The organism is Brevibacillus sp. HB2.2 (genome assembly GCF_013284275.1).
GTDB lineage: Bacteria > Bacillota > Bacilli > Brevibacillales > Brevibacillaceae > Brevibacillus > Brevibacillus brevis_D.
This window is the reverse complement of record NZ_JABSUV010000019.1, coordinates 1-25,895: the sequence shown is the minus strand read 5'-3', so window position 1 is coordinate 25,895 and position 25,895 is coordinate 1. Positions and strand designations below refer to the sequence as shown.

Annotated in this window: 23 protein-coding genes; 21 read left to right on the top strand and 2 right to left on the bottom strand. The window is 48.9% G+C overall.

The features are described 5' to 3' along the window. Nucleotides 1-108: 108 nt before the first annotated feature. On the top strand, nt 109-1,197 hold the full coding sequence (locus tag HP401_RS15195) for a GerAB/ArcD/ProY family transporter (protein ID WP_173605594.1): 1,089 nt from the start codon (nt 109-111) through the stop codon (nt 1,195-1,197). A gap of 43 nt (nt 1,198-1,240) precedes the next feature. Here HP401_RS15195 and HP401_RS15190 read toward each other — a convergent pair whose 3' ends face one another. Then, entirely contained in the window at nt 1,241-2,398 is a 1,158-nt protein-coding gene (locus HP401_RS15190; RefSeq protein WP_173605593.1) for an iron-containing alcohol dehydrogenase, read from the bottom strand. A gap of 335 nt (nt 2,399-2,733) precedes the next feature. Here HP401_RS15190 and ftsE point away from each other — a divergent pair, with 335 nt between their 5' ends. The 6 genes from ftsE (at nt 2,734) to HP401_RS15160 (ending at nt 10,305) form a co-directional block, all read left to right on the top strand. Next, entirely contained in the window at nt 2,734-3,420 is a 687-nt protein-coding gene (ftsE, locus tag HP401_RS15185; RefSeq protein WP_015893511.1) for a cell division ATP-binding protein FtsE, read from the top strand. After that, a complete protein-coding gene (ftsX, locus tag HP401_RS15180) occupies nt 3,410-4,306 on the top strand; it encodes a permease-like cell division protein FtsX (RefSeq protein WP_173605592.1) in 897 nt (298 codons plus the stop codon). The genes ftsE and ftsX overlap by 11 nt, the downstream gene beginning before the upstream one ends. A 27-nt stretch (nt 4,307-4,333) precedes the next feature. Then, nucleotides 4,334-5,536 carry a murein hydrolase activator EnvC family protein gene (locus HP401_RS15175; RefSeq protein WP_173605591.1) on the top strand — a complete coding sequence of 401 codons (1,203 nt, stop codon included), beginning with the start codon at nt 4,334-4,336 and terminating at the stop codon, nt 5,534-5,536. A 92-nt stretch (nt 5,537-5,628) separates the two neighbouring features. After that, entirely contained in the window at nt 5,629-7,098 is a 1,470-nt protein-coding gene (locus HP401_RS15170; protein ID WP_173605590.1) for a S41 family peptidase, read from the top strand. 15 nt (nt 7,099-7,113) lie between these two features. Beyond that, nucleotides 7,114-8,475, top strand: a complete 1,362-nt coding sequence (locus HP401_RS15165; RefSeq protein ID WP_041749678.1) for a PDZ domain-containing protein — start codon at nt 7,114-7,116, stop codon at nt 8,473-8,475. 129 nt (nt 8,476-8,604) lie between these two features. Beyond that, nucleotides 8,605-10,305 (top strand): hypothetical protein, encoded by a 1,701-nt coding sequence (locus HP401_RS15160; protein ID WP_309145129.1) that lies wholly within the window; start codon nt 8,605-8,607, stop codon nt 10,303-10,305. Nucleotides 10,306-10,368: 63 nt separating this feature from the next. On the opposite strand, the gene HP401_RS15155 is transcribed toward HP401_RS15160, so the two are convergent. Beyond that, a complete protein-coding gene (locus HP401_RS15155; protein WP_173605588.1) occupies nt 10,369-11,301 on the bottom strand; it encodes a flagellar hook assembly protein FlgD in 933 nt (310 codons plus the stop codon). A gap of 180 nt (nt 11,302-11,481) precedes the next feature. Here HP401_RS15155 and uvrB point away from each other — a divergent pair, with 180 nt between their 5' ends. From uvrB to hisIE, 14 genes are all read left to right on the top strand, one after another. Next, nucleotides 11,482-13,458, top strand: a complete 1,977-nt coding sequence (gene uvrB, locus HP401_RS15150; protein ID WP_173605587.1) for an excinuclease ABC subunit UvrB — start codon at nt 11,482-11,484, stop codon at nt 13,456-13,458. A gap of 16 nt (nt 13,459-13,474) precedes the next feature. Then, nucleotides 13,475-16,342, top strand: a complete 2,868-nt coding sequence (uvrA, locus tag HP401_RS15145; RefSeq protein WP_173605586.1) for an excinuclease ABC subunit UvrA — start codon at nt 13,475-13,477, stop codon at nt 16,340-16,342. A gap of 65 nt (nt 16,343-16,407) precedes the next feature. Continuing rightward, nucleotides 16,408-17,037, top strand: a complete 630-nt coding sequence (locus HP401_RS15140) for an HD domain-containing protein (protein ID WP_173605585.1) — start codon at nt 16,408-16,410, stop codon at nt 17,035-17,037. Between the two features lie 39 nt (nt 17,038-17,076). Then, nucleotides 17,077-17,445 (top strand): phage holin family protein, encoded by a 369-nt coding sequence (locus tag HP401_RS15135; protein ID WP_064200491.1) that lies wholly within the window; start codon nt 17,077-17,079, stop codon nt 17,443-17,445. A gap of 155 nt (nt 17,446-17,600) precedes the next feature. Then, nucleotides 17,601-18,536, top strand: a complete 936-nt coding sequence (gene hprK / locus HP401_RS15130) for an HPr(Ser) kinase/phosphatase (protein WP_015893500.1) — start codon at nt 17,601-17,603, stop codon at nt 18,534-18,536. Between the two features lie 15 nt (nt 18,537-18,551). Continuing rightward, a complete protein-coding gene (locus tag HP401_RS15125) occupies nt 18,552-19,055 on the top strand; it encodes an acyltransferase (protein ID WP_015893499.1) in 504 nt (167 codons plus the stop codon). 181 nt (nt 19,056-19,236) lie between these two features. After that, on the top strand, nt 19,237-20,412 hold the full coding sequence (locus tag HP401_RS15120; protein WP_173605584.1) for an ATP phosphoribosyltransferase regulatory subunit: 1,176 nt from the start codon (nt 19,237-19,239) through the stop codon (nt 20,410-20,412). Nucleotides 20,413-20,415: 3 nt separating this feature from the next. Then, the gene (gene hisG / locus HP401_RS15115; RefSeq protein WP_007718296.1) at nt 20,416-21,063 is read left to right on the top strand and encodes an ATP phosphoribosyltransferase; all 648 of its coding nucleotides are present in this window, start codon (nt 20,416-20,418) and stop codon (nt 21,061-21,063) included. A gap of 19 nt (nt 21,064-21,082) precedes the next feature. Continuing rightward, complete coding sequence (gene hisD, locus HP401_RS15110) at nt 21,083-22,381, top strand: histidinol dehydrogenase (RefSeq protein ID WP_173605583.1); 1,299 nt, start codon at nt 21,083-21,085, stop codon at nt 22,379-22,381. Further along, nucleotides 22,378-22,977 carry an imidazoleglycerol-phosphate dehydratase HisB gene (gene hisB / locus HP401_RS15105; protein WP_173605582.1) on the top strand — a complete coding sequence of 200 codons (600 nt, stop codon included), beginning with the start codon at nt 22,378-22,380 and terminating at the stop codon, nt 22,975-22,977. The genes hisD and hisB overlap by 4 nt, the downstream gene beginning before the upstream one ends. 1 nt (nt 22,978) lies before the next feature. Next, a complete protein-coding gene (hisH, locus tag HP401_RS15100; protein WP_173605581.1) occupies nt 22,979-23,593 on the top strand; it encodes an imidazole glycerol phosphate synthase subunit HisH in 615 nt (204 codons plus the stop codon). Further along, nucleotides 23,590-24,339, top strand: coding sequence for a 1-(5-phosphoribosyl)-5-[(5-phosphoribosylamino)methylideneamino]imidazole-4-carboxamide isomerase (hisA, locus tag HP401_RS15095; RefSeq protein WP_173605580.1), 750 nt, complete (start codon nt 23,590-23,592; stop codon nt 24,337-24,339). Before hisH ends, hisA begins: the two co-directional genes overlap by 4 nt. Beyond that, nucleotides 24,329-25,087, top strand: a complete 759-nt coding sequence (gene hisF / locus HP401_RS15090) for an imidazole glycerol phosphate synthase subunit HisF (RefSeq protein WP_173605579.1) — start codon at nt 24,329-24,331, stop codon at nt 25,085-25,087. Before hisA ends, hisF begins: the two co-directional genes overlap by 11 nt. Further along, a complete protein-coding gene (gene hisIE, locus HP401_RS15085) occupies nt 25,084-25,728 on the top strand; it encodes a bifunctional phosphoribosyl-AMP cyclohydrolase/phosphoribosyl-ATP diphosphatase HisIE (protein ID WP_173605578.1) in 645 nt (214 codons plus the stop codon). Before hisF ends, hisIE begins: the two co-directional genes overlap by 4 nt. Nucleotides 25,729-25,895: the final 167 nt, after the last annotated feature.

Below are 25,895 nucleotides of genomic sequence, written 5' to 3'. Positions count from 1 at the left end.
ACATATATTTCTTTATCATAGCATGAAATGCCTACGTGTTTAGCGCCGATTCGTGGAGGAAATAATTGTATAAAGGGATCGAAGGCCTAAAGAGAGCAGGGAGCAATCATGCAAGAGAGCTACAAGATCAGTCCCCGGCAACTATTGATGCTCGTCACCCTTGTTACCATTGGGGATTCCGTTCTCGTCCTGCCTGGCATGACGGCTACACTCGCTAAACAGGATGCGTGGATATCCGTCCTGATCGGGCTTGTGGTGGGACTGCTCAATATTGTCTTACTTATAGCCGTGGGGAAGCTTTATCGGAATCAGAGCTTCTTTACCTTCGTTGATCAAACCGTGGGGAGAGTATTAGGAACGATCATTACCCTCTCGTTTATTTGTTATACGCTGTTTTCAGCAGGGGCGCATGTGATGGAAATCGGCGACTTTGTTGGCACGCATCTATTAGTCTCGACTCCAAGATTCGCGATACAGCTATTGTTTGTCATTGTAATTATGTTTGGTGTGAGTTTGGGACTGCAAACAGTCGCAGAATCGGCAGAAATCTATTTTGTCTGGTTCTTTTTCTTTTTTGGTTTACTCATGATTACTCTTCTGCCGCAAGCGGACATGTCGAGAATTCAACCTGTATTTGAAAATGGGTGGAAGCCAATTTTGCAGGGTTCTACAGCGGCAATTGCCTTTCCTTTTTCAGAGCTGGTCGTTTTTATGGCGGTTCTTCCATTTGTCTCGCCCATCCAAAAACGAATGAGATCCTTTTTTCTGGGGACGTTGCTTGGAGGCATTGTGTTGTTCATCATCATGCTGATGTGCATCCTTGTTTTGGGGGCAGAACAGACTTCGCGGCATTTTTATCCAACCTATGTTCTCATCAAACAGCTAAAGCTCGGGGATTTCATTCAGCGGCTAGAGGCGATTATCGCGGTGATCTGGTTTATCGCGGTGAGCGTCAAAATTACATTGTATTGCCTGTTTTTTCATTTGGGGATCCGTCACGTCTTTCGAATCGACAACTTCAGGGTTCTCATCCTTCCGTACATCGTTTTGCTCATGGTAATGTCTACGATTTTCTCGCCCAATATGGTTGTCTATGGCGACATCATTGCGAAGTACTGGCCATTCTATGATGTTACCTATAGCATCGGTGTACCGTTGGTGCTGTTATGCGGAAATGTTATTCGGAAAAAAAGGTAACAAACGTCGTACTCCCATTCTGGAATACGGCGTTTGTTTGTGTTTACAAAGACATGCGAAGAATCTGTGCCACATCGTCACTCGTCAATGTTTTAAACTGGCCGATCGGTCCAAACGGAGTAGCTTTTTCGGCCATGAGCTGCAAGTGCTCGTCGGTGATGTCGTAATCAGCCAATCGGGTAGGGGCACCGATACGCGCAAAGAAAGCTTCCGTAGCGGCGATCCCTTCCAAGGCGATCTCATCGTCTGACTTACCGGAAGGATCGATATTCCATACCTCTGTCGCGAACCGCACAAAGCGAGCGACGTTTTCACGGTACACATAGCGCATCCATTTTGGGAAGATGATTGCCAGACCGCCACCGTGCGGGATGTCGTAAACAGCACTGACAGCATGCTCAATGGAGTGGGTTGCCCAGTCTGTTGTGACGCCAACCGGGAGAGTGCCGTTCAATGCCATTGTTCCGCAGTACAGGATGTTGGCGCGGGCATCGTAGTCTTCCGGATTAGTGAGGACGCGTTCTGCATTTTCGATGACGGTCTTCAAGATCGACTCGGCAAAACGTGTTTGCAGTGGAATTTCGGCTGTATGCGTGAAATACTGCTCGAATACATGGGACAAAATGTCGCTGATTCCGTAGATCGTTTGGTCGCGAGGTACGCTAAACGTATGCTCAGGATCCAGAATCGAAAACGCCGGAAACGTTGTGCCAGCTCCATGCTTTTCTTGTGTCTCCCAGTTGGTGATGACACTTCCCCGATTCATTTCAGAACCAGTAGCGGCAAGTGTCAGTACGGTACCGAGGGGCAGAGCCCCTTGTGCGACCGCTTTGCGCGTATAAAAATCCCAAACATCTCCCTCGTAAGGCACACCAATCGCGACTGCTTTGGCCGCGTCGATTACACTACCACCACCTACAGCGAGTATCCAATTGACACCCTCTTGGCGGCATAACTCAATTCCTTTGTTCACGGTACTCAGACGTGGATTTGGCTCCACTCCGGGCAACTCATGCACGCGGCAGCCCGCAGACTGGAGAAGAAAAATCACTTTGTCGTAGAGACCAGTTCGCTTTATACTGCCACCACCATATACCAAAAGAACGGTGGGACCTAGCAGTCTTGCTTTTTCCTCGAGCTGGGCCAATTGACCCCGTCCAAAAATCAGCTGTGTCGGGTTATGGTAAACAAAATTTTCCACGTTGATAACCAGCTCCTTTTTTATGATGACCTCTTATCACACTCATTGTAGCCAACTGTTTTCTATGATGCTAGGCGGGAATGTGCAATTTTATTATCTCCCTAATTCGTGACAGTTGTTAACAATCGAAGCTGTTTCGACAAGAAATGAGAGATTTAGTGGATACCATCCGTGAATCGTGGTGGTATAATAGATAAGATGGGAAATCCCGCTGTTTTTCAGCAAGGTATGGCAGCGCTTGCTAGTGGGTAGAGGGGTTTTGTCGATTTACCGTTAACAAAAAATCAGGATCAAGATACATAGACAAGGATCTGACGAAGTAGGATGTGATTGGCTTGATCGAAATGTTCGATGTATGGAAAACATACCCGAATGGAACCAATGCTTTAAAAGGTATCAACATTCGGATTGAGAAAGGTGAATTTGTGTACGTAGTAGGCCCCAGTGGTGCGGGTAAATCTACGTTTATCAAATTGATGTACCGTGAAGAGAAGCCGACGAAAGGACAAATCTTTTTGGGTGGCTTCAATGTCAGCAGAATCAAAGAGCGCCAAATACCATTAGTCCGCCGCAGTATCGGTGTTGTGTTCCAAGACTTCAAGCTGCTGCCGACGTTAACCGTTTTCGAAAATGTCGCATTTGCGATGGAAGTAATCGAGAGCAATCCGAAACAAATCAAGCCGCGCGTGATGGATGTTTTGGGTCTCGTAAAGCTCAAGCATAAAGCCAAAATGCTACCAAGCGAGCTGTCTGGTGGTGAGCAGCAACGGGTTGCCTTGGCGCGCGCATTGGTGAATAGTCCAGGAATTATTATCGCGGACGAGCCAACGGGGAACCTGGACCCAGAGACCTCTTGGGAAATCATGAAGCTTTTTGAAGAAATTAATCAGCGTGGAACGACAGTCGTTATGGCTACCCACAATAGAGAAATTGTAAACACCATGAGAAAACGGGTGGTTGCGATCGAAGCAGGCCAAATTGCCCGTGATGAGCAGAGAGGGGAATACGGTTATGAAGATTAGGACGCTGGGGCGCCATGTCCGTGAAGGGGTCAAAAACCTCGGGCGGAATGGCTGGATGTCGTTCGCTTCAATTAGTGCCGTGACCATTACTCTCTTTATCTTGGGAGTTTTCCTCATTCTGGCGATGAACGTCAATTACTTTGCGCAAACCGTGGAAAAGCAGGTAGAAATCCGCGTCTTCATGGACTTGCTGGCGACAAAAGAAAACATCACACAGGTTGAGAACAACATCAAGAAGCTTCCGCAAGTGGAGTCTGTGTCATTTGTTCCGAAAGACGAAGGACTAAAGAAATTTAAAGAGAGCCTTGGTGAAAAAGCGTATTTGTTTGAAGGATTGGAGGAAAGCAATCCTCTGCCAGATGCGTTTACCGTAAAAACGAAGCAACCGCAAGACACTGCTGCTGTTGCTGCTCAAATTAAAAATATCCAGTATGTCAAAAGCCTAACCTACGGGGAAGGCACTGTGGACAAACTGTTTTCCTTGACAGGAGCAGTTCGTAATGTCGGGATTGCCTTTATTATTGGACTTGGTTTTACCGCGATGTTCTTGATTGCCAACACGATTAAGCTGACAATTGTGGCACGTCGCAGAGAGATTGAAATCATGAAGCTGGTTGGTGCCACGAACTGGTTTATCCGTTGGCCATTCTTTGTGGAAGGGCTCATGATGGGTGTGGCAGGGGCATTGATTCCGACCATTATGTTAATGGTTGGGTATTACTACCTCCTAGATGCCATTCACTCCAGTTTTGAAGCTTCCCAACTGTTTAAACTGTTGCCGCTATTCCCGCTCGTGTATCAAGTTGCGTTGGCTTTGCTGGCGATTGGTGCATTCATCGGGATTTGGGGAAGTTTGGTGTCCGTACGTCGATTCTTGCGAGTTTAATAATTTGAAGAGCGTGGGAGGAGTATCATGAGAAAGAGAATCCTGCTAGCACTCGTAATCACTGGGCTTGTAGTCGGTACTGTGCTCCCGACAAATGTGAGCTTGGCAGCGCCTAGTAAGGCTTCTTTGGACAAGATTAATCGAGAGCTAAAAGAAATCCAAAAGAAGAAGAAAAGCCAGCAGCAGCAAATGAAGAAGACAGAAGAACAGATCAATGTCGTGCAAAAAGAGAAAAAGGGCTTGGAAACGCAATTGATGCAAATCGATTTGCGTCGCAACGATACACAGAAAAAGCTGGACAAGCTTGAGCAGCAAATGGATGATACCAAGGAAAAAGCAGCAAACGCGCAGGATAAGCTGGATGAGGCAAAGGATCGCGTGGCGAAAAGGGATGCCTTGCTCAGAACACGTGTGACTTCCATGTACGAACGCGGTACGATCTCCTATTTGGATGTCCTTCTCGGTTCCTCTGACTTTGGGGACTTTTTGACGCGTATGCAGGCCTTGCAGCTTATTTTGGAGCAGGACACGCGTATTTTAGAGGATAACATTCGCGATAAGGAAACCATCGAGACCAAAAAGAAAGAAATTGATCATCAACTGACTGTGTACGCTGGGATGTTCGATGAGGCTGAGGAGCTCAAAGTCGAATTGGACAAGCAGTACAAGCAAAGTTTAGTGGTCAAGGCTGAACTAGATAAAAAAGAATCTGCTCTTGAAGTGGATTTGGAGCAGTATGGGCAGGAGCTTTTGGCTATCACCAAACAAGAAGCAGCCAAATATTCGGAGCGAGTACGTGCACTGAGCGCATCCAGTACAGGCTACAAGGGTGGAAAGTTTGGTTTGCCTGTGGCAAGTGGGCAATTCCGCTTCACTTCAGGCTTCGGAGTGCGGTCAGACCCGTTTACAGGCCGTTCAGCTGGGCATAATGGTGTAGATATGGCAGCACGGAAGGGAACCCCAATTTTGGCTGCGGCTGACGGAATTGTTCTCTTTGCAGGATATAACGGCGGCTTCGGGAATACAGTAATGATCAAGCATAACGCAGAATATACCACTCTGTACGGTCATATTCGCGAGGGAGGTATCAAGGTTTCTGTTGGGCAATCCGTATCGAGAGGTCAAAAGATCGCAGAGGTAGGATCAACAGGTCGCTCAACCGGAAATCACGTACACTTTACCGTCTATAAAAATGACGTAGCAGTTAACCCAATGCCGTACTTGAAGTAGACCCTCGTGCGACCAGACAAATATTGTGAACGGAACATGCATACACTAGCAGCATATCTTTTTCCGGTAGCACAAAGGATGGTGACGTAACAGTGAGATGGAAAGGACGTACCGTAATCGCGCTTGTACTCATCTCCATGGTAGCCAGTAGTTTTGTTACGATGGCGATCATGAAGACATCGGCTAGCGCCAGTTCGAGTCAAGGTGGGGCTTTAACAGCATCCAGCATGGCGCTGTTTTCTGGAAGCGGAGATTATCCGAAAGAGTTCCAGAAGCTGTACGAGGCGTTTTCAGCAATCAAGAAAGATTACATCCAAAATGTCACCACTGAGCAGTTAGTAGAGGGTGCAATTGGCGGAATGGTCGGGTCGCTTGAAGATCCGTATAGTGATTACATGGACCCTCGCTCTGCTGAGGAGTTCACATCTACCCTACACTCGACTTTCCAAGGGATTGGTACAGAGGTAACGATGCAAAATGGTCGAGTAACGGTTGTTTCCCCATTCAAAAACTCCCCAGCGGAGCGTGCGGGGCTACGTCCAAACGACCAAATTTTGAGCGTAAATGATGAATCCCTTGAAGGATTGGACCTGCATCAGGCAGTGACGAAGATTCGTGGTCCAAAAGGAACGAAGGCGGTTCTCAAAGTAGTGAGAGCCGGAGTACCAGAGCCTCTCACCATTGTGTGTGTACGTGACGATATTCCGATTGAGACGGTAAACAGTCAGATTATCGAGAAGAACGGTGTTAAAGTAGGGGTAATCAACCTTACCCAATTCTCTACAGACACAGCTAAGCACTTCAAAGAACAGCTGGCTGCTCTTGAGCAGAAGGGGATTGGCGGTCTGGTAATTGACGTTCGAGGCAATCCGGGCGGGTATTTGCTGGCTGTGAAAGAAATCGGTGAAGTCCTCGTACCGAAAAAAGGCAAGATCGTACAAATCGAGTATGGAAATGGCGGACAGCAAAAAGAAGAGTATTTCTCGACTACAGAAGCTGCCAAGCCTTATCCAATCTCAGTACTGATTAATGGCGGAAGCGCCAGTGCATCGGAGATTCTCGCGGGTGCTCTGCGAGATAGCGGCAACTACAAGCTGGTCGGTGAGAAGACCTTTGGTAAAGGAACCGTTCAGAGTACCATGGAAATGAACGACAAGAGCCAATTAAAGCTGACGATTGCCAAGTGGATCACACCGAGTGGGGATTGGGTCCATAAAAAAGGTATTAAGCCAGACTTTGAAGTCAAGCAACCTGATTATTTCAACGCAACTCTGCTGCCGGCAGATAAAGTATTGCAGCGCGACATGGCTGGTACTGACGTGAAAAACCTGCAGCTCATCCTGAAAGGCTTGAATCTGTCTCCAGGACGAGAAGATGGCTATTTTGATGAAAAGACAGAGGAAGCAATCAAGCAGTTCCAAACCTCCAGCAAGCTTGAGGTAACTGGCAAAGTAGATGCGAAGACACGCTCTTCGCTGGAAGAAAGTCTCCGTAAAACGATGACGAAGCCAGAGAATGATCTACAATTGCAAAAAGCTCTGGATGTAGTCACGGGCAAGTAATGAATAATCAAGAAAATGGAAGCAGGTAATTCCCTGCTACCCGTAGAAATGATAACCACGGCAAATCAAATGCCGTGGTTTTTCTTTCCTTTAGTTGAGGTGAGGCAATTGGCGATACAGGCAGATATGCTTACCATTGCATATGGCTTTGCCGCATTTTTTATCAATCCTGTCTTCTATCTCTTTCTGGTTTTTATTTATTTGCATTATCGCAGACAGATGAATCTGGAAAGACAGCTTTTTTCTGCACGCATTCAGTCCCCCTTGCTCTCAACGATACGGGCTGTAGGGATGGGCTTGGTGGGAGGCTTGCTGATTTCTCTTCTTAGTGCAGGACTCGGCGTGGTCGTGCAAGCACAGGATTTGTGGATACTATGGGGATTGGCGCTCATCTTGGCGCTGATTCGTTTACGATTTCTCTGTTTCGCATATGCTGCCGGGATTTTGGCGATTTTACACGCGATCACACTGGTTATTCCACCGGTTACGGATGTTCCAGGATTAAGCTATATCTGGGAAATGATTCGTCAGGCGAAACCATTGCCATTGCTTGCGTTAGTTGCGATCATGCATCTAATTGAAGCGATGCTCGTACGCTGGAATGGCGGGCGGGACGCTTCTCCACTGTTCGTGGAAGGGCAGCGTGGTCGGATTGTCGGTGCCTATTTGCTTCATTCTTTTTGGCTGACCCCAGCCGTGCTGTTCGTACAGATGGAGCCAGGTGCTATCAGTGGTGCGTTGTATCCGGGGTGGCCGTTCTTTTCGCCCGAGGCTGCTTCATTCGGACTAATGCTTCTGCCCACAGTGACGGGATTCTCTGATATGACGCAAACGATGACTCCGTATAGAAAAGCAACGCAGGTTGCAAAAAATTTGACGCTGTATGCGCTCATTTTGTTGGGATTGTGTGCTCTGACTGTATGGTTTTATCCGTTGATCATGCTGACCGCGATCTTTGCACTATTCGGTCATGAGGCGCTGTTTTTCTGGAGTCAGTATCAAGAAAGAAAGCGTACGCCTTATTTCATCCAGTCTTCGCGCGGCGTAAAAGTAATGGGTGTCATTCCGGGAACGAGAGCAGAGGAAATCGGCATTACGCCCGGTGAGATTATCGTGAAAGTAAATGGCATTTCGGTGCGGGAAAAAGAAGATTTATATCCAGCACTACAAGCCAATCCTGCCTTTTGTAAAATGGAAGTACTCACGCATGAAGGTGAGCTGAAGTTCGTACAGTGTGCGGTCTATGCGGGCAATCATCACCAACTGGGGATCATTGTGGTTCCAGATGCCAATACCCGTGCATTTGTTGATTTGAAACGCGCCAGTGTAGTCGAGCTGATCAAGCAAAAGCTGGAGAAGTTGAATGTAGGAGCATAAGGATAGTTGGGAGAAGGTATGCAGGCAAACGTGCATACCTTCTTTTTTTCGAGATAAGCTTGTCCAATGGGAAACTTACTGGTAGCTGTTGCGTCTCAATGTAGGAGGAAAAAAGAGGGAGTGGGTTCGGTGTTGAAGGTAAAAAGAACGGTCTCGTGGTTTTTGTCGGGTACATTAGCTGCTGCCACGGTTTTTGCCGCACCCTTATCAGGAGCAGGCGCAACCACAACTATGACCGTAGCACAGGCCCAATCGGTTGTAGCTGTACCGATGCATGTGACGAAAGGTGTCCAAAAGCTAGTCAAGCTTTTGCCGGAGCTGTCTTCGCGCTTTGTCGTTTACGGTGGCGATGTAGATGGACCTGGCGTTAGCGGGGTAGTGGTCACGTTTGCACAGTCTGCTGCTGAGGCTGAATCGTCCATGGATGATGCGATTTTTGACGGACAGACAGGGGAGTTGCTCCGACTGAATCTTACCCCGAAAGCAGCAACAAAGCCTGCCTACCCGACTGAGCAGCAAGCCAAAGCACGTGCGCTGGCTTTTGTCGCTGGATTGCAGGGGACTGGCACAGGAAACACCTATCAAGCGAGAGAGGTTTATAAAAATAAGGATTTATTGACGGTTCGGCTGGTGCGAGTCCTGAATAATGTGGTGCTCGATGACGATTATGATTGTCTCGTCAGTTTTGATGCATCGGGAAGAATCGTTTGGTTTTCCACGTTTGATGGCAGGCTATACGAAAAAGTAAGTCCCTCTTCCCTCCCATCTCCGCAGCGTGTCATCTCCTCCGAACAAGCTGTACGAAAGTGGCAAGAAAGCCGACCATTAGAGCTTGTTTATTTATTGCCCATTCATAATCAAAGCGAACAGGTAGAAGCAAAGCTCGCTTATGTCCTGAAAAATGGAATCATAACGCAACAACATACAGGTAGTGCATTGGATGCCTTCAGTGGCAAACGTTTGGTAACAACGAATTCCCGATCGACAATCAACCCGGCTCAGAACATCAATGTGACTGGAACAGGTGAGAAGTGGGTAGCGCAAACAGAGGCACAAGCGCGTGATTTGTTACGCATATTGTTTAGACTGGAAACAGAAAAGCTGCCGCTGTCCATCTACGAGGCGAGTTACGATAATGGTCCAGCCCTTCGCTATTTCATATGGGGGAATTTTGGTGAGGGGGTTTCCGATGCTGACAAGATATCTCGAATGGCTACCTTTCCTGAGGGAAGCACTAACGGTGAGCAGCATCATCTCCTCGTGACGGATGCAAAGACTGGTGAACTGCTTGCATTTTCCACAGAGGTGAACAATCCACAATGGTCTAATGTGAAAACGGATAAAAAGCGGGATCGGATGGAAGCGGATAAGCTTTTAAAAAGACTGACTCCGTCTGGAAACAATCAGATCCAAATAACGGAGGATGGAGATGAAAGGTACACCTCGATCATAGCTGATCCCCTTGTGAACGGCATTCCAGTTTATGGGGTCAATCAGAGTGTGGAGAACGGGATGTATACGATTCGGATCGATTCATGGACGGGTACATGGGATCAGGTGAGCATAAACAAACCGGCCAGTGTCAAATACCCGGCCCGTTCTCAAGCCCTTAAAGAACAAGTGGCCATGACCCGATTACTGCAAACCTATCCACTTGAGCTGACCTATATCCACCAGCCAGATTATAAGAAAAACACGATTGCCTGGAAGCTCGGCTATGACCTTTCGTTTCGCCAAACTCGCTCGCATTGCTTCTGCGGGGGAGAATCTAAAGTAGATGATACATTTTATGTGGATGCGATAACCGGAAAAGTGATCGTAAACGAATAGGAACTTGAAAAGAAAAAGCCGCCTTCTCCGATTTCGAAGATGTGCGGCTTTTTGGATAGGATTCTAGGCAGTTGCTTCGAATCCTGTGATTTGATTGAGAGCGACTTTCTTATCATCCTTGAGGACGAATTCAACGACTCCGTTTTTCATGCTGACAGCTTTGACCACTCCGGAAAGAGGAGTATTGGTAGTAGTGCCATCCGGGTTTGTCTGAGACTGGTTGTACGTGATGTTGTAGCCGATCATTTGCGCATAGGCAAGGGAGTTGCCCATTGTTCTGTTTTCAGGTTTCACCGTCATGCCAACGATTTCTTCGGCTTTTACGGTTGATCCATTATCCAGTTGGAATTGTGCGGTACCGTTTTTGGTGGTAAAGCCAGTGATGACGCCATTCAAGATTTCATCAACCTTGGAAATGTCGTTTTTGGTATCTGGATTGCCGTCCCGGTCGACTTCCTTTGTTACTTTATAGGAAATCTCACGACCGATCATTTCCATGTACTTCACGCTGTTGTCGAGCGTATTGCCAGCCAGACCTTGCGATTCCAATCCGGAGACGTCTGCCAGCGGAATCGGTGTCGATTCGCCTGCGATACGGAAGTAGATTTTGCCTTGATCCATGTAGACGGCATCAAGTACGCCTTCTTTCTTCTCCGTCTTAGTTTCTCCCGTCATCTCGTCTTTTGTAGTGAGGGAATACGAAGCAGTACGACCTACCAGCTTTTCATACTTATCCAAAGTGACCATGCTGTTGTTCGATTGTTCCATCAGCGTGGTCATTTTTGTGATTTTTTCTACCATGGTCAGCATACTTGTTTGCTGGATGAACTGAGAGTTGTCCATGGGGGACATAGGATCCTGATGCTTTAACTGCTCCAGCATGAGCTTCATAAAGGCATTTTGGTCGAGCTCCGTGCTGAATTCCTTTTTGCCTTTATAGCTCATATGCGGTTGTATATAAGGGTTATTTTTGACGGTTGTTCCGTTATCTGACATGTCAATCCTCCCTGAAGGTGGCGAGTCTATCTGCGTATGTTTGTACTTCCTTCATCTTATATCGGAAAAATCGGTGGAAAGATGAAGACAAACGTTTGTTCGAATTTTGGGCTTAAACTAGCCGGAATTGTGTTATAATGGAAGTAGAAACAGTCATGCTATGAGGAGATGAACGAGGGAATGGAGCGTTTTGAATTGGTATCGGAGTTTCAACCGTCCGGTGACCAGCCAACCGCCATTGCCGAGCTGGTGGCAGGGTTACAGGCTGGTAAGCGACACCAGACATTGCTGGGTGCGACGGGAACGGGAAAGACTTATACGGCTGCCCAGGTAATTGCTCAGGTGAACAGGCCAACACTCGTGATGGCACACAACAAAACTCTGGCCGCTCAGCTTTGTGCAGAGTTTAAGGAGTTTTTCCCGAACAACGCGGTGGAATACTTCGTCAGCTACTACGATTACTATCAACCCGAAGCATACATTCCCCAATCGGATACGTTTATTGAAAAAGACTCGAGCATCAATGAGGAGATCGACAAGCTCCGTCACTCGGCTACCAGTGCGCTGTTTGAACGCCGAGATGTGATCATCGTTGCCTCCGTCTCCTGCATTTACGGATTGGGTTCGCCCGAGGAGTATCGGGAGCTGCTCTTGTCTTTGCGTGTTGGTATGGAAACAGGACGGGACGAGATATTGCATCGTCTGGTCGATATCCAGTACACACGCAACGACATCAACTTCACGCGCGGTACGTTCCGTGTGCGGGGTGACGTCGTGGAGATTTTCCCTGCCTCAGAGAGTGAGCAGGCGATTCGCGTTGAGTTTTTTGGAGATGAAATTGAGCGGATTACTTCGATTGACGTGCTGACCGGCGAAATTTTGGGACAGCGTGATCACATTGCCATCTTCCCTAAATCTCACTATGTGACACGCGAGGAGAAAATGAAGCTGGCTGTCCAAAGCATTGAGGCCGAGCTGGAAGAAAGACTGAAAGAATTCCGTGATGCGGGCAAGCTCCTAGAAGCACAGCGACTGGAGCAACGCACACGGTACGATATTGAGATGATGATGGAGATGGGCTTTTGCTCCGGAATCGAAAACTACTCGCGCCATCTGACGGGACTGCCTGCCGGGCATGCTCCGTATACCTTGCTGGATTACTTCCCAGAAGATTTTATCGTCATGATGGATGAGTCGCATATGACCTTGCCACAGGTGCGAGGGATGTATAACGGTGACCGCGCACGGAAGGATGTACTGGTCGAACATGGATTCCGTCTGCCCTCTGCACGCGATAACCGCCCACTCAAGTTCGAGGAGTTTGAAGCAAAGCTAAAACAAGCGATCTACATTTCGGCTACACCTGGTCTTTATGAGCTGGAGCACAGTCCGGAAATGGTGCAGCAGGTGATTCGTCCGACAGGCTTGATTGATCCAACGGTTACGGTACGTCCGATCAAAGGACAGATTGATGATTTGATTGGCGAAATTCAAGCCACGATTGCGAAAAATGAGCGAGTTCTCGTCACGACTCTGACGAAGAAAATGTCTGAGGATTTGACGGACTATCTGAAAGAAATCGGAATCAAGGTCCGCTATCTTCACTCGGATATTAAAACGATTGAGCGGATGCAGATTTTACGCTCATTGCGTTTAGGTGAGTTTGATGTACTGGTCGGGATCAACCTCTTGCGGGAAGGTCTGGACTTGCCGGAAGTATCACTCGTGGCGATTTTGGATGCAGACAAGGAAGGCTTCCTTCGCAATGAGCGCTCGTTGATTCAGACAATCGGTCGGGCTGCGCGGAACGCTGAGGGACGCGTTATCATGTACGCGGACAAAATGACAGATTCGATGGCCTCTGCGATTCGAGAGACAGAACGTCGTCGATCCATTCAGATGGCATACAATGAGGAGCACGGCATCACGCCGCAAACAGTGAAAAAGTCCGTCCGCGAAGTAATCGAGGCTACCAAGGTAGCGGAGGAAAAAGCGGATTACTTACCACATGCAGACTTCAAAAAAATGCCGAAGAAGGATCGCGTGGCTGTCATAGAACGTATGGAAGAAGAAATGAAAGAAGCGGCACGCAACCTCATGTTCGAGCGTGCGGCCGAATTGCGTGATTTGATTCTTGAGCTGAAGGCGGAACTCTAAGGAGAGGTTTTTTTTCATGCCATTAGAACATATTGTCGTAAAGGGTGCACGTGCCCACAATTTGAAAAATGTTGATGTAGTCATTCCGAGGGACAAATTCGTCGTTCTGACGGGTTTGTCCGGCTCGGGTAAGTCTTCGCTTGCTTTTGACACAATTTACGCAGAGGGACAACGACGCTATGTCGAGTCTTTGTCTGCATACGCCCGCCAATTTCTCGGGCAAATGGACAAGCCGGACGTGGATTCGATTGAGGGACTTTCCCCTGCAATCTCGATTGACCAGAAAACGACCAGCCGCAACCCTCGCTCTACAGTAGGAACGGTTACGGAAATCTACGACTATTTGCGCCTTTTGTATGCGCGTGTCGGTAGAGCGGTTTGCCCGGAGCATGGCATCGAGATCCAATCCCAGACTATTGAACAAATGGTCGATCGACTATTGGAGTATCCTGAGCGCACGAAAATGCAGATTCTAGCTCCTATGGTGCAAGGACGCAAGGGAGAGCATGTCAAGCTGCTGGAGGACATCCGCAAGCAAGGCTTTGTCCGCGTGCGGGTCAATGGTGAAATTACCGATTTGTCCGAAGACATCAAGCTGGAAAAGAACAAGAAGCATAACATTGAGGTTGTCGTTGACCGGATCGTCGTGAAGCCGGATGTACAGGCGCGTCTCGCAGATTCCTTGGAAACGGCACTTCGTTTAGCAGATGGCAAGGTCATCGTCGATGTGATGGAGCAAGAAGAGCTGCTGTTCAGTGAAAAGCATGCTTGTCCGGTATGCGGATTCTCCATTGGAGACCTGGAGCCGCGGATTTTCTCCTTTAACAGCCCATTTGGTGCTTGCTCAGAGTGCGACGGATTAGGTGTCAAACTGGAGGTCGACCCGGATATGGTCGTTCCGGATGCGACGAAGACGCTCGATGACGGGGCGATTGGCGCATGGGAGCCGAAGACTTCGACGTACTATCAACAATTGTTGGAATCAGCTTGCCGCCACTTTAACATTCGAATGGATGTGCCATATGAGGAGCTTACGGCAGCGCACCGACAAATCTTGATGTACGGTAGTGAAGGCGAAAAAATTCACTTCCGCTATGAGAACGAATTCGGGCAAGTACGCGAGGCAGTCGTTCCGTTCGAGGGTGTCGTCATCAATCTGCAACGACGTCATCTGGAGACCAGCTCGGATTACATCCGCGAGCAAATTGAAGGATTTATGAGCCAAAAGGCGTGTCCTGTCTGCAAAGGCCAACGTTTGCGTCAGGAGAGCTTGGCGGTTAAGATCGGGGAGCGTAGCATTTCCGAGCTGACTACGCTGTCGATTCTCGATGCACATCAGTTTGTCGATGGCCTGGAACTGACAGAGCGGGAAACAAAGATTGCGAACCTGATCGTAAAAGAAATCAAGGCAAGACTGAACTTCTTGATTGATGTCGGACTGGATTACTTGACGCTGAGCCGTGCGGCGGGAACACTGTCCGGGGGAGAAGCGCAGCGGATTCGACTGGCTACGCAGATCGGTTCTAGTCTGATGGGCGTTCTCTACATTTTGGATGAGCCGAGTATTGGATTGCATCAGCGGGATAACGCGCGTCTGATCAAGACGTTGGAGCATATGACCAAGCTGGGGAATACATTGATCGTCGTCGAGCATGACGAAGATACGATGATGGCCTGCGATTACATTATCGATATTGGCCCGGGCGCTGGCATACATGGCGGTCAAATCGTAGCGGCAGGAACTCCGGATGAAGTCATGAAGGACCCTAATTCCTTGACGGGTGCCTATTTGAGTGGGCGCAAATTCATCCCTGTTCCTATGGAGCGTCGCAAGCCTTCGGACAAATGGATCAAGATTGAGGGCGCGAAGGAAAACAACCTGAAAAACGTCACTGCGAAGCTTCCTCTTGGCGTTTTTGTTGCCGTAACAGGTGTATCTGGCTCAGGAAAAAGTACGCTGATCAATGAAATCTTGCAAAAGACACTGGCTCGCGATTTGAATAGGGCAAAGGTGAAGCCAGGTGAGCATCGGCGCATCCTGGGACTGGAGCATCTGGACAAGGTGATCGACATCGACCAATCTCCAATTGGACGTACACCACGTTCCAATCCGGCGACATATACAGGTGTCTTTGACGATATTCGCGACTTGTTTGCTTCTACCAACGAAGCCAAAGTGCGCGGCTATAAAAAAGGTCGCTTTAGCTTTAACGTCAAGGGTGGCCGTTGTGAAGCGTGCAGTGGTGACGGGATCATTAAAATTGAGATGCACTTTTTGCCGGATGTGTATGTGCCTTGCGAAGTTTGCCATGGCAAGCGCTACAACCGCGAGACGCTCGATGTGAAGTACAAAGGCAAGAGCATTGCTGATGTTTTGGAAATGACGATCGAGGATGGTGTAGAGTTTTTCCGCAATCTGCCGAAGATTGAGCGCAAGCTGCAGACCATCGTAGACGTAGGATTAGGATATATGAAGCTTGGGCAGCCTGCTACCACCCTCTCTGGCGGGGAAGCACAACGCGTGAAGCTAGCCTCTGAGCTGTATCGACGCAGCACAGGACGTACTCTGTACATTTTGGATGAGCCGACAACCGGTCTGCATACAGACGATATCGATCGTTTGCTGAAAGTACTGCAGCGATTGGTGGAAAACGGAGACACGGTGCTGGTCATCGAGCACAATCTGGATGTCATCAAAACGGTGGATTACATCGTGGATTTGGGACCAGAGGGTGGTACCCGTGGCGGAGAAATTGTCGGAACGGGTACACCAGAGGAAGTGGCAAAAATGGAGGGCTCCTACACGGGTATCTATTTGAAGCCAATTTTGGAACGCGATAAAGAACGGACGAATGCCAAGCTAGAGCAATTCGTTTCAAAGTAATCGAGAGACTGCCTCCCTGATTCAGGGGGGCATCTTTTCTAGGTGAACGCAAAGGGGGAGAAAAGATGGATTACGTGAAGGATTCTATTGCCGCACTACCTGCCGAGCTGGTGGCAGAAGCACAGAAGCGCTTTGATGGACAAGATCCTGCACACGATTGGCAGCATAATTTGCGTGTGATGGCAATGTGTGAGCGGATTGGCAACGAGGAAGGGGCAGATATGGAAGTGCTGCGCCTCGCTGCTTTGCTGCATGACATCGGGAGAGCAGAAGAACGGCAAACAGGAGAGTGCCATGCCGAAATCAGCGCAAGACTAGCAGGGGAATGGCTCGCCGAACGCAGTATGACGGAAGCCTTCATCTCACGTGTGCAGTCTGCGATTCTTGCCCATCGTTTTCGCAAAGAACGACCTCCACATACCCTAGAAGAAAAGGTCTTGTTTGATGCCGACAAGCTGGATTCGATTGGGGCTATTGGAGTAGCGCGGGTTTTTGCTTATACTGGGGTTATTAGGCAACCCATACAATCGGATGACCCCAATCAGCATACGCCTTATAAGGAATACACGTGGAAGCTGCAGCGCATCAAAGACATGCTTTTCACCAAGACTGCGCAGAAAGTCGCCGAAGACAGACATCGATTCATGACAACGTTTTTTGAACAATGGGAATGGGAAGTAAAAGGGATTCGCTAATTGTTGCGCGAAGGCCAGACTGTATAGGGGGAATACACCATGAGCCGCTGGATAATCAAAATGCTTTTAAATGGGGCCGCGCTGCTTTTGATCAGCAATTGGTTCCATTCCATTTATGTCGCGAATTTCACAGTAGCACTATGGGCTATATTGATTCTGGGGATGGTCAACACAGTGATTCGGCCGATTCTGCTGTTTTTTACTTTTCCCTTGCAAGTATTGACGATCGGTTTGTTCTGGTTTGTCATTAATGCCGTGACGTTTGCATTGACTGCCTACTTTATTGATGGATTTGAAGTGGGACCATGGCCTGATAACATTGGCACGGTCATCGTGGCAGCAGCACTGATGAGTATTTTTGGCTACCTCATTGAAGTTGTGGTAGGGACGAGAAAAGAAAAGAGGTAGTATGTTTGAAAAAGCCCCGTATTCTCTCAAACGAGTAGCGGGGTTTTTGGCTAATCAGGATGCTCGGTCTTATGAGGTTGTCGTAAGCACAAAGGTTTCGTTACAATAGAGACACAACCATAGGGACGGAAAATCCCATGTGAGGGGGAAGCTTCATGCGTAAGACGAATGTGAGCCATTTAGTGGATCATTTCAATATGACGATTTTGAGCGGGGAAGAGGGCTTGGGTCGTGAGATTACCGTAACGGATTTGAGTCGTCCGGGACTGCAGTTAGCCGGTTACTATTCGTACTTTGCGGAAGAGCGGATTCAATTGTTCGGTTTGACGGAAATCAACTTTTTTCAAACGCTGACTCCAGAGGAACGGCTGGAACGGATGAATTTTCTCATGCAAAGTCAGGTTCCTTGCTTCTGTGTGACCCGTAATCAGATGGTGCCTGAAGAGATGATTGACGTTTCCAATCGGTTGGGGGTACCTGTACTTCAGTCCCCTCTGGCAACTACGACGTTGGTCGGGAAAGTAACCAACTTCCTGGAGAATCGTCTTGCACCAACGACGACGATTCATGGGGTACTCACAGACATTTACGGCGTCGGTGTTTTGATTATGGGATCGAGCGGAATCGGGAAGAGTGAAGCTGCACTTGAGCTTGTAAAGCGCGGGCACCGACTCGTAGCAGATGACGCAGTGGAGATTAAGCAGACACAGGGGGGGCAGCTAAGCGGTAGCGCTCCTGAGCTGATTCAGCATCTCTTGGAAATCCGCGGTGTGGGGATTATCAACATTATGACGATGTTTGGTGCAGGTGCTGTGCGCAATGTGAAAAACATCGAGATGGTTGTCCAGCTAGAGTTGTGGGAGCCACATAAAATGTACGAGCGGTTGGGGCTCGATGAGGAAACATTGAAGATCATGGATACGGAAATTCCGATTATTACCGTTCCTGTTCGACCAGGACGAAACTTGGCAGTCATCATTGAGGTTGCAGCGATGAACTTCCGTCTGAAACGGATGGGTTATAACGCAGCGATGCACTTCACACGGAAACAGTCGAATGCCATTTTAGAAGATGCCGATTCTGACTTGTAGGAGAAAGAGACGCATATGAGGAAGACCACACGTTATCCCGTAAATGGGGTAAACCCGCTTTGGCACATGTATCGAACGGTAAGCTTCTGGAAAGTCATGAAAAATTTTATCGTCATCCAACTCTCTAGATATACGCCGATTGTTTCATGGAAGAACTGGATGTTTCGCACATTTTTGCGTATGGAAGTAGGGCAGCATAGTGCGGTTGCGTTGATGGTGATGATGGATATCATGTTTCCCGAGAAAATCAAGATCGGTCGTAATTGCGTGATCGGTTACAATACGACCATACTCGCCCATGAATATTTAATAGATGAATACCGTTTGGGAGAAGTGATTATTGAGGATGCTGTCCTGGTGGGGGCCAACACTACCATTTTGCCTGGGGTAACGATTGGAAAAGGGGCCATTGTCGCAGCGGGAACGGTTGTTCATAAAGATGTCCCGCCTGGTGCCTTTGTAGGTGGGAATCCCATGCAGCTCATTCGAATGAAAGCTTCAGAGGAAGAAGTCTTGTAGTGTCACTTCCATTATGTTCAGCCGTCAGGGGCTTATCCTGGCGGTTTTTTGTTTTGTGTTAAATTTTCCGACTATTCTTATCTTGGTTGACCTAAGATTCTCGACGTGGTAATCTTCTTCATAACACTTTAGTTTGTTACCATATTAGCATAGTAAAGCGAATGTGATGGAGGGAACAAAGATGGCAAAGCCGTTGGGATTTGAAAAGCCGCTCGGGATGCGGGACATACTGCCGGAATCACTGGCGAAGCAACGGCACTTGGAGCGGGAACTGCGGCAGTGTATCGAGAGATGGGGCTATGACGAAATATCCACACCCTCTCTGGAATACTTCGATACGGTAGGAGCCGCAAGTGCGACGCTGACAGATCGGATGTTTCGCCTCCTGGATAAACAAGGTCACACCGTAGTCCTGCGGCCGGACATGACGACGCCAATTGCGCGGGTTGTTTCCTCCCTTTATAAAGATATACCATTGCCGATTCGGTTGTATTATCAGGCAAATGTGTTTCGGGCACAAGAAAAGGAAGCGGGACGGAATGCGGAGTTTTCTCAAACCGGGATCGAGCTGATCGGAGATGCGTCTGTCGATGCGGATGCGGAAGCCATTGCGCTTGCGGTGGTTTGCTTGCGGGCAGCTGGTGTGGAAACGTTTCGGATTGCCATTGGACATGTCGATTTTGTAGACGGTCTTTTGGAGGAAGAGATTGAGGATGAGCCTATTCGCAATCAATTTCGCCAGTTTTTGTACGAGCGAGACTTCGTTGGCTTCCGGCAGCTACTCGCGACAGTAGACATTTCGACAGAGGCAAAAAGCCGATTGGAAGCCTTGTTACGGTTGCAAGGGGGAAAAGGGAAAATCGAGGTCGCCCGCAAACTGGCTGGCAACGGAAAGGCAGGGAGGGCAGTCGAGACGATTGCATCCTTGTGGGAGTCGTTAGAAGCCTATGGGGTGACAGAAGATTTGTTGATCGATTTCAATCTGATCATTAATTTGAACTACTATACAGGCGTCGTTTTTGAAGGATACGCTGCTGACTTGGGCTCCCCGCTATTGGGCGGAGGACGCTACGATCAATTGCTCTCCCAATTTGGGCGGGCTGCATCCGCTACAGGCTTTGCGATCAAGATGGATCGGCTGCTTCAGGTCACTCCTTCCGTAAAAAGGCAAGCACCTGCGCGCGTTTTGCTTGTTTACACGGAGGATTGCCGAGGCACCGCTTTGGCAGAGGCACAGCTATTACGTAAAGACGGGATCATAGTAGTGACACGTCTCGTCTCCAAGATAGATGAGAAACAGGTTGGACAAGAAGCGGGATTTACCAAGGTCATTTGCATGACACAACAGGAGGAGTAGGAGATGGCACTCACGAAAAACGACCAAAAACTGACGATCGCCATGCCAAAAGGGCGGATTTTTGAAGAGGCCGTTCACTTTCTCCAGCAGGCTGGCTTGCAGGTCACTGCGGATCTACAAGATTCGCGCAAACTGATTATCCCTGTGGAAAATGCCAAGCTCGAATTCATTATGGCGAAGCCTACCGATGTTCCTACTTATGTCGAGTATGGGGTGGCTGACGTTGGCGTGGTCGGCAAGGATGTGTTATTGGAAGAAGAACGAGATGTTTACGAGCTGTTGGATTTGCATATCGGCTATTGTCGCATGATGGTAGCGGGTCTGCCAGATTGGAAACCGACGGAAGCCCTGCGTGTTGCGACGAAATATCCGAAGATTGCGTCACGTTATTTTCGTGAGCAGGGACAGCAGGTTGAGGTAATCAAGCTAAATGGTTCAGTGGAGCTTGCGCCGATGATTGGCCTGGCTGACCGTATAGTGGATATTGTTTCGACAGGGAGGACATTGCGGGAAAATGGCTTGGTCGAACTGGAGAGCATCTGTGAAATTACGACGAGGCTCATTGCCAATCGAGCCAGCTATCGGATGAAAAGTGAAGCGGTGGATGAGATCGCCGGAAAGTTTTTAGAGGTCATTCCTCGCGGGAACTAGAGAAGAAGGGGAGACAGCTATGCGTATCATGTCAGCCAGCCAGTATGAAGGGAAACGATCGGTAGACGCTGGAACGAGAGAACAGCAAGAAGCGGTGAAGGCAATCCTCACCTCGGTTCGCCAGCAAGGTGACGAGGCGTTGCGCTATTACACAGAGCGATTTGATCGTGTGCTTCTACAAAACTTCCGTGTGAGCGAAGGAGAATTTGCAGAAGCAAGTGAGCTCGTTTCTTCACAAGTCAAAGCGGCATTGGAAGAAGCAGCCGAAAACATTCGGACGTTCCATGAGCGACAAGTGCGCCAGTCCTGGTTTACTACCAAAGAAAGCGGCACATTGCTGGGCCAACTAATACGTCCATTGCAGCGCGTAGGGTTGTATGTTCCAGGCGGAACGGCAGCTTATCCATCCAGCGTATTGATGAATGCCATCCCTGTCAAAATTGCAGGTGTTCCTGAAGTCGTCATTACAACACCTCCAGGAGCGGATGGGAAAATCAATCCGGCGATACTCGTTGCAGCTCAAATTGCAGGTGTGACTGAGATATACAAGGTAGGCGGGGCTCAGGCGATTGCAGCATTGACCTACGGGACGGAACAAATCAAGTCAGTCGATAAAATCGTTGGCCCCGGTAATATTTTCGTAGCACTGGCAAAGCGAGAAGTATTCGGATTGGTCAGTATCGACATGGTGGCAGGGCCTAGCGAAATTGCGGTGATCGCAGATGAGACAGCCAACCCGCGTTACGTCGCGGCAGACCTGCTGTCTCAAGCCGAGCATGATCCGATGTCAGCCGCTGTATTGGTTACGACATCGCAAACGTTGGCGGAGCAGGTGTCACAGGAAGTAGAGCGACAGCTTGCCGATCTTCCACGCAAATCGATTGCAGAAGCGGCAATACGCGACTACGGGGCTATTTTACTCGTCGCCGATTTAGAAGAAGGTTTTGCTGTCATTAATCGTATCGCACCCGAGCATTTGGAAATCATGGTGGCGGAGCCGTTTGAGCATCTCGGAAAAGTGGAAAATGCAGGTGCGATTTTCCTCGGCCCATACAGTTCAGAGCCAGTCGGCGATTATTTTGCTGGTACCAATCATGTGATTCCTACGAATGGAACGGCGCGATTTTCCTCGCCATTATCCGTCGATGATTTTATCAAGAAGTCGAGTGTTGTTTCCTACAGCAAGCGAGATTTGCGGGAAAATGGACATAAAATTGTGGCGCTGGCAGAGCAGGAAGGATTGTCTGGGCACGGTCGAGCGATCCTTGCGCGTTTGCGAGATTTTGAGACCGAAGAGCAGGAGAGTGAAAAGAGATGAGTGAAGGGAAACAACGTGCAGCACAGATCGAACGCAATACGAATGAGACGCAGATCGCGCTTTCCTTTGCTGTAGACGGTGCGGGTGAGAGCAAGCAAAACTCAGGTGTACCATTTTTGGATCATATGCTAGACCTGTTTACCCGACATGGACATTTCGACCTGACTGTAAAGGCAAAGGGAGATATCGAAATCGATTATCACCACACGGTAGAGGATATCGGGATTTGTCTTGGGCAAGCTCTGCGGGAAGCGTTGGGAGACAAAAGAGGCATCAAGCGCTATGGAAATGCGTTTGTCCCGATGGATGACGCGCTCGCACAGGTCGTCATTGATATCAGTAACCGTCCTCATCTGGAATATCGGGCTACGTACCCGACGAATATGGTTGGTCAGTTTCCGACGGAGCTGGTGCACGAATTTTTATGGAAACTCGCACTGGAGGCGCGGATCAATCTTCATGTGGTCCTGCACTACGGTCACAATACGCACCACATGATCGAGGCGATTTTCAAAGCGCTGGGCCGTGCATTGGATGAAGCGACGACGATCGATCCGCGTGTAAAAGGGGTCCCGTCAACAAAAGGGGTTTTGTAACATGATCGGTATCATCGATTACGGCATGGGGAATCTGTACAGCTTGAGCAAGGCGCTGGAAAGATTGGGCTATTCGTATGAATTCGTCTCTCAAGCAGAGCGTCTGCAAGAATATAGCGGGTTGATTTTGCCGGGGGTTGGGGCGTTCGGAGATGCTATCGCCAATATACGTGAGCTTGGATTAGAGCAAGCAATCAAAGGATACGCAGCAATAGGTCGTCCGATCTTGGGCATTTGTCTCGGCATGCAGCTTTTATTTGAGCAAAGTGCGGAGCATGGCGAGCATACGGGCTTGGGGTTGCTCGGTGGTGAGGTTGTTCGTTTTCGCGGGGATTACAAGGTACCGCACATGGGCTGGAACCAACTGATGATCAAGCAAAAGCAACCGTTACTAAACGGTGTGCAGGATGGCGATTACGTCTATTTTGTCCACTCGTATCATGTCTTGTGCGAGCCTGATGTCTTGCTTGCGACGAGTGACTATCACCAGGAGGTCACAGCCATTGTAAATCGTGACAACGTATACGGTATGCAGTTTCATCCGGAAAAGAGCGGAGAGACAGGAATGCTGCTGCTGCGCAACTTTGCCGTTCAATGCGAGGGGGTTTTGACATGAGCTTTATTGTTTATCCGGCGATCGATATTCGCGGGGGCAAGTGTGTTCGACTTTTCCAAGGAGATTACGGGCAAGAGACAGTGTACGCTGATTCACCGCTCGCGATGGCGAAACGCTGGGTAGAGCAAGGTGCGTCCTGGGTTCATCTCGTAGATTTGGACGGAGCAAAGGAAGGCAAGCCTGTAAATGCAGCGATCATCAAGGAGATAGCGCGCTCGATCCCTGTACCCGTGCAGGTTGGGGGCGGCATTCGGACAGAAGAGCAGATCGCGGACTATTTGGAGGCGGGCGTCGCCCGAGTGATAGTCGGTACTGCTGCTATCGAAGACGAGCCTTTTACGAAGCGAATTCTTCAAAACGATGGAGACAAGATTGCGATTGGTCTGGACTGCCGGAATGGACTGGTGGCTACCAGAGGTTGGTTGACCACGACAGATGTGCAAGCGACAGAGCTTGCCAAGCGGTTGGTTACGTATGGCGCGGAGACGTTTATTTATACCGATATCGCCCGTGATGGCACGATGACAGGACCGAATGTAGAAGAAATTGCAGCCTTGGCGATGGCTACAGGAAAATCGGTGATAGCTTCGGGAGGTGTCAGCCAACTGGACGACTTGTTGACGCTGGCTACCCATGCTTCGGACGGAGTCTCTGGCGCCATTGTTGGCAAAGCACTCTACACGGACGCTTTTACATTGGAAGAAGCGCTCCAGCGTATGGAGGGGCGTGAATCCTATGCTGGCTAAACGAATCATCCCGTGTCTCGATGTAAAAGACGGACGGGTGGTAAAAGGCGTGCAGTTCGTCGGACTTCGCGATGCAGGAGACCCGGTTGAACTGGCAAAAAAGTATAGCGACGAGAGAGCAGACGAGCTGATCTTTCTCGATATTTCTGCGTCCCATGAAGGACGCAAGACAATGGTGGATGTCATCGAAAAAACGGCCGCAAACATTACGATTCCTTTCACGGTTGGCGGTGGCATTAATAGTGTCGACGATATGAAAAGGATTTTGCGTGCGGGTGCGGATAAAATCTCGTTGAATACAGCGGCTGTTTTGCGCCCGGAATTGATCCGCGAGGGAGCGACAGTCTTTGGCTCACAATGTATCGTCGTGGCGATCGATGCGAGACGTGTCGGGGAAGATCGCTGGGAAGTGTATACCCACGGTGGACGGAATGCGACGGGTACGGACGTCATCCGCTGGGCACAGGAGGCAGAAGCGCTGGGAGCGGGTGAAATTCTTTTGACCAGCATGGACGACGATGGGGAAAAGAAAGGCTTTGGCCTCGAATTGACCAAGCGGGTATCAGAGGAGGTTGGAATTCCGGTCATTGCTTCTGGTGGAGCGGGCTTGAGGGAGCATTTTTACGATGTGCTGACGCAAGGAAAGGCAGACGCCGCCCTCGCCGCTTCTATTTTTCACTATGACGAGACGTCGATTCAATCAGTCAAAGAGTATTTGCAAACCAAAGGAGTTGTCGTACGACCATGACAGGAGCAGAAGCGTTTGCCGTGGAAAAATTGCGTTTTGACGAAAAGGGTTTGATCCCTGTCATCGTGCAGGATGCCGGAAGCAAGACGGTCTTGACGCTTGCCTATATGAATGAAGAATCGTTACAAAAGTCATTGGCGACCAAAGAAACATGGTTTTGGAGCCGTTCCCGACAACAATTGTGGCACAAGGGCGAGACCTCGGGTCATACACAGCGGATCGTCTCTATGCGGTATGATTGCGACGGAGATGCACTGGTTGTGATGGTCGAACCGAATGGGCCCGCATGTCATACGGGAGCGTATAGCTGTTTCTCGCAGGAGGTTCTCACCGATACAGATGACGAGCCAGTACAAGTAGATCGGTTTGCCATCTTAAGTGAGCTGGAGGAACTAATTGCTGCGCGGGAGGCAGAGCGCCCGGAAGGCTCTTACACCACCTACTTGTTCGAGAAAGGCGTAGATAAAATCCTGAAAAAGGTCGGGGAAGAGGCTGCCGAGGTCATTATTGCAGCAAAAAATCGAAGTCGTGAGGAACTGCGGTACGAGGCATCTGATCTGATCTTCCACTTGATGGTTTTGTTACGCGAGCAAAAGCTGCCACTGGATGAAGTACTGACGGAGCTTCAGAGGCGTCGTTAAAAGATAGCCCAAGCATGAATATAGTAGAGATATTTGATAGAAAGAGCGGGATGTTTTTCTCGCTCTTTTTCCTTTCGTATCGCGATATTTTAGCTATTTCTCGTTTTTTGATAAAAAAACTTTTAAAAATACTCTTGATTTAGGATTTTATATGTGATAGATTATTC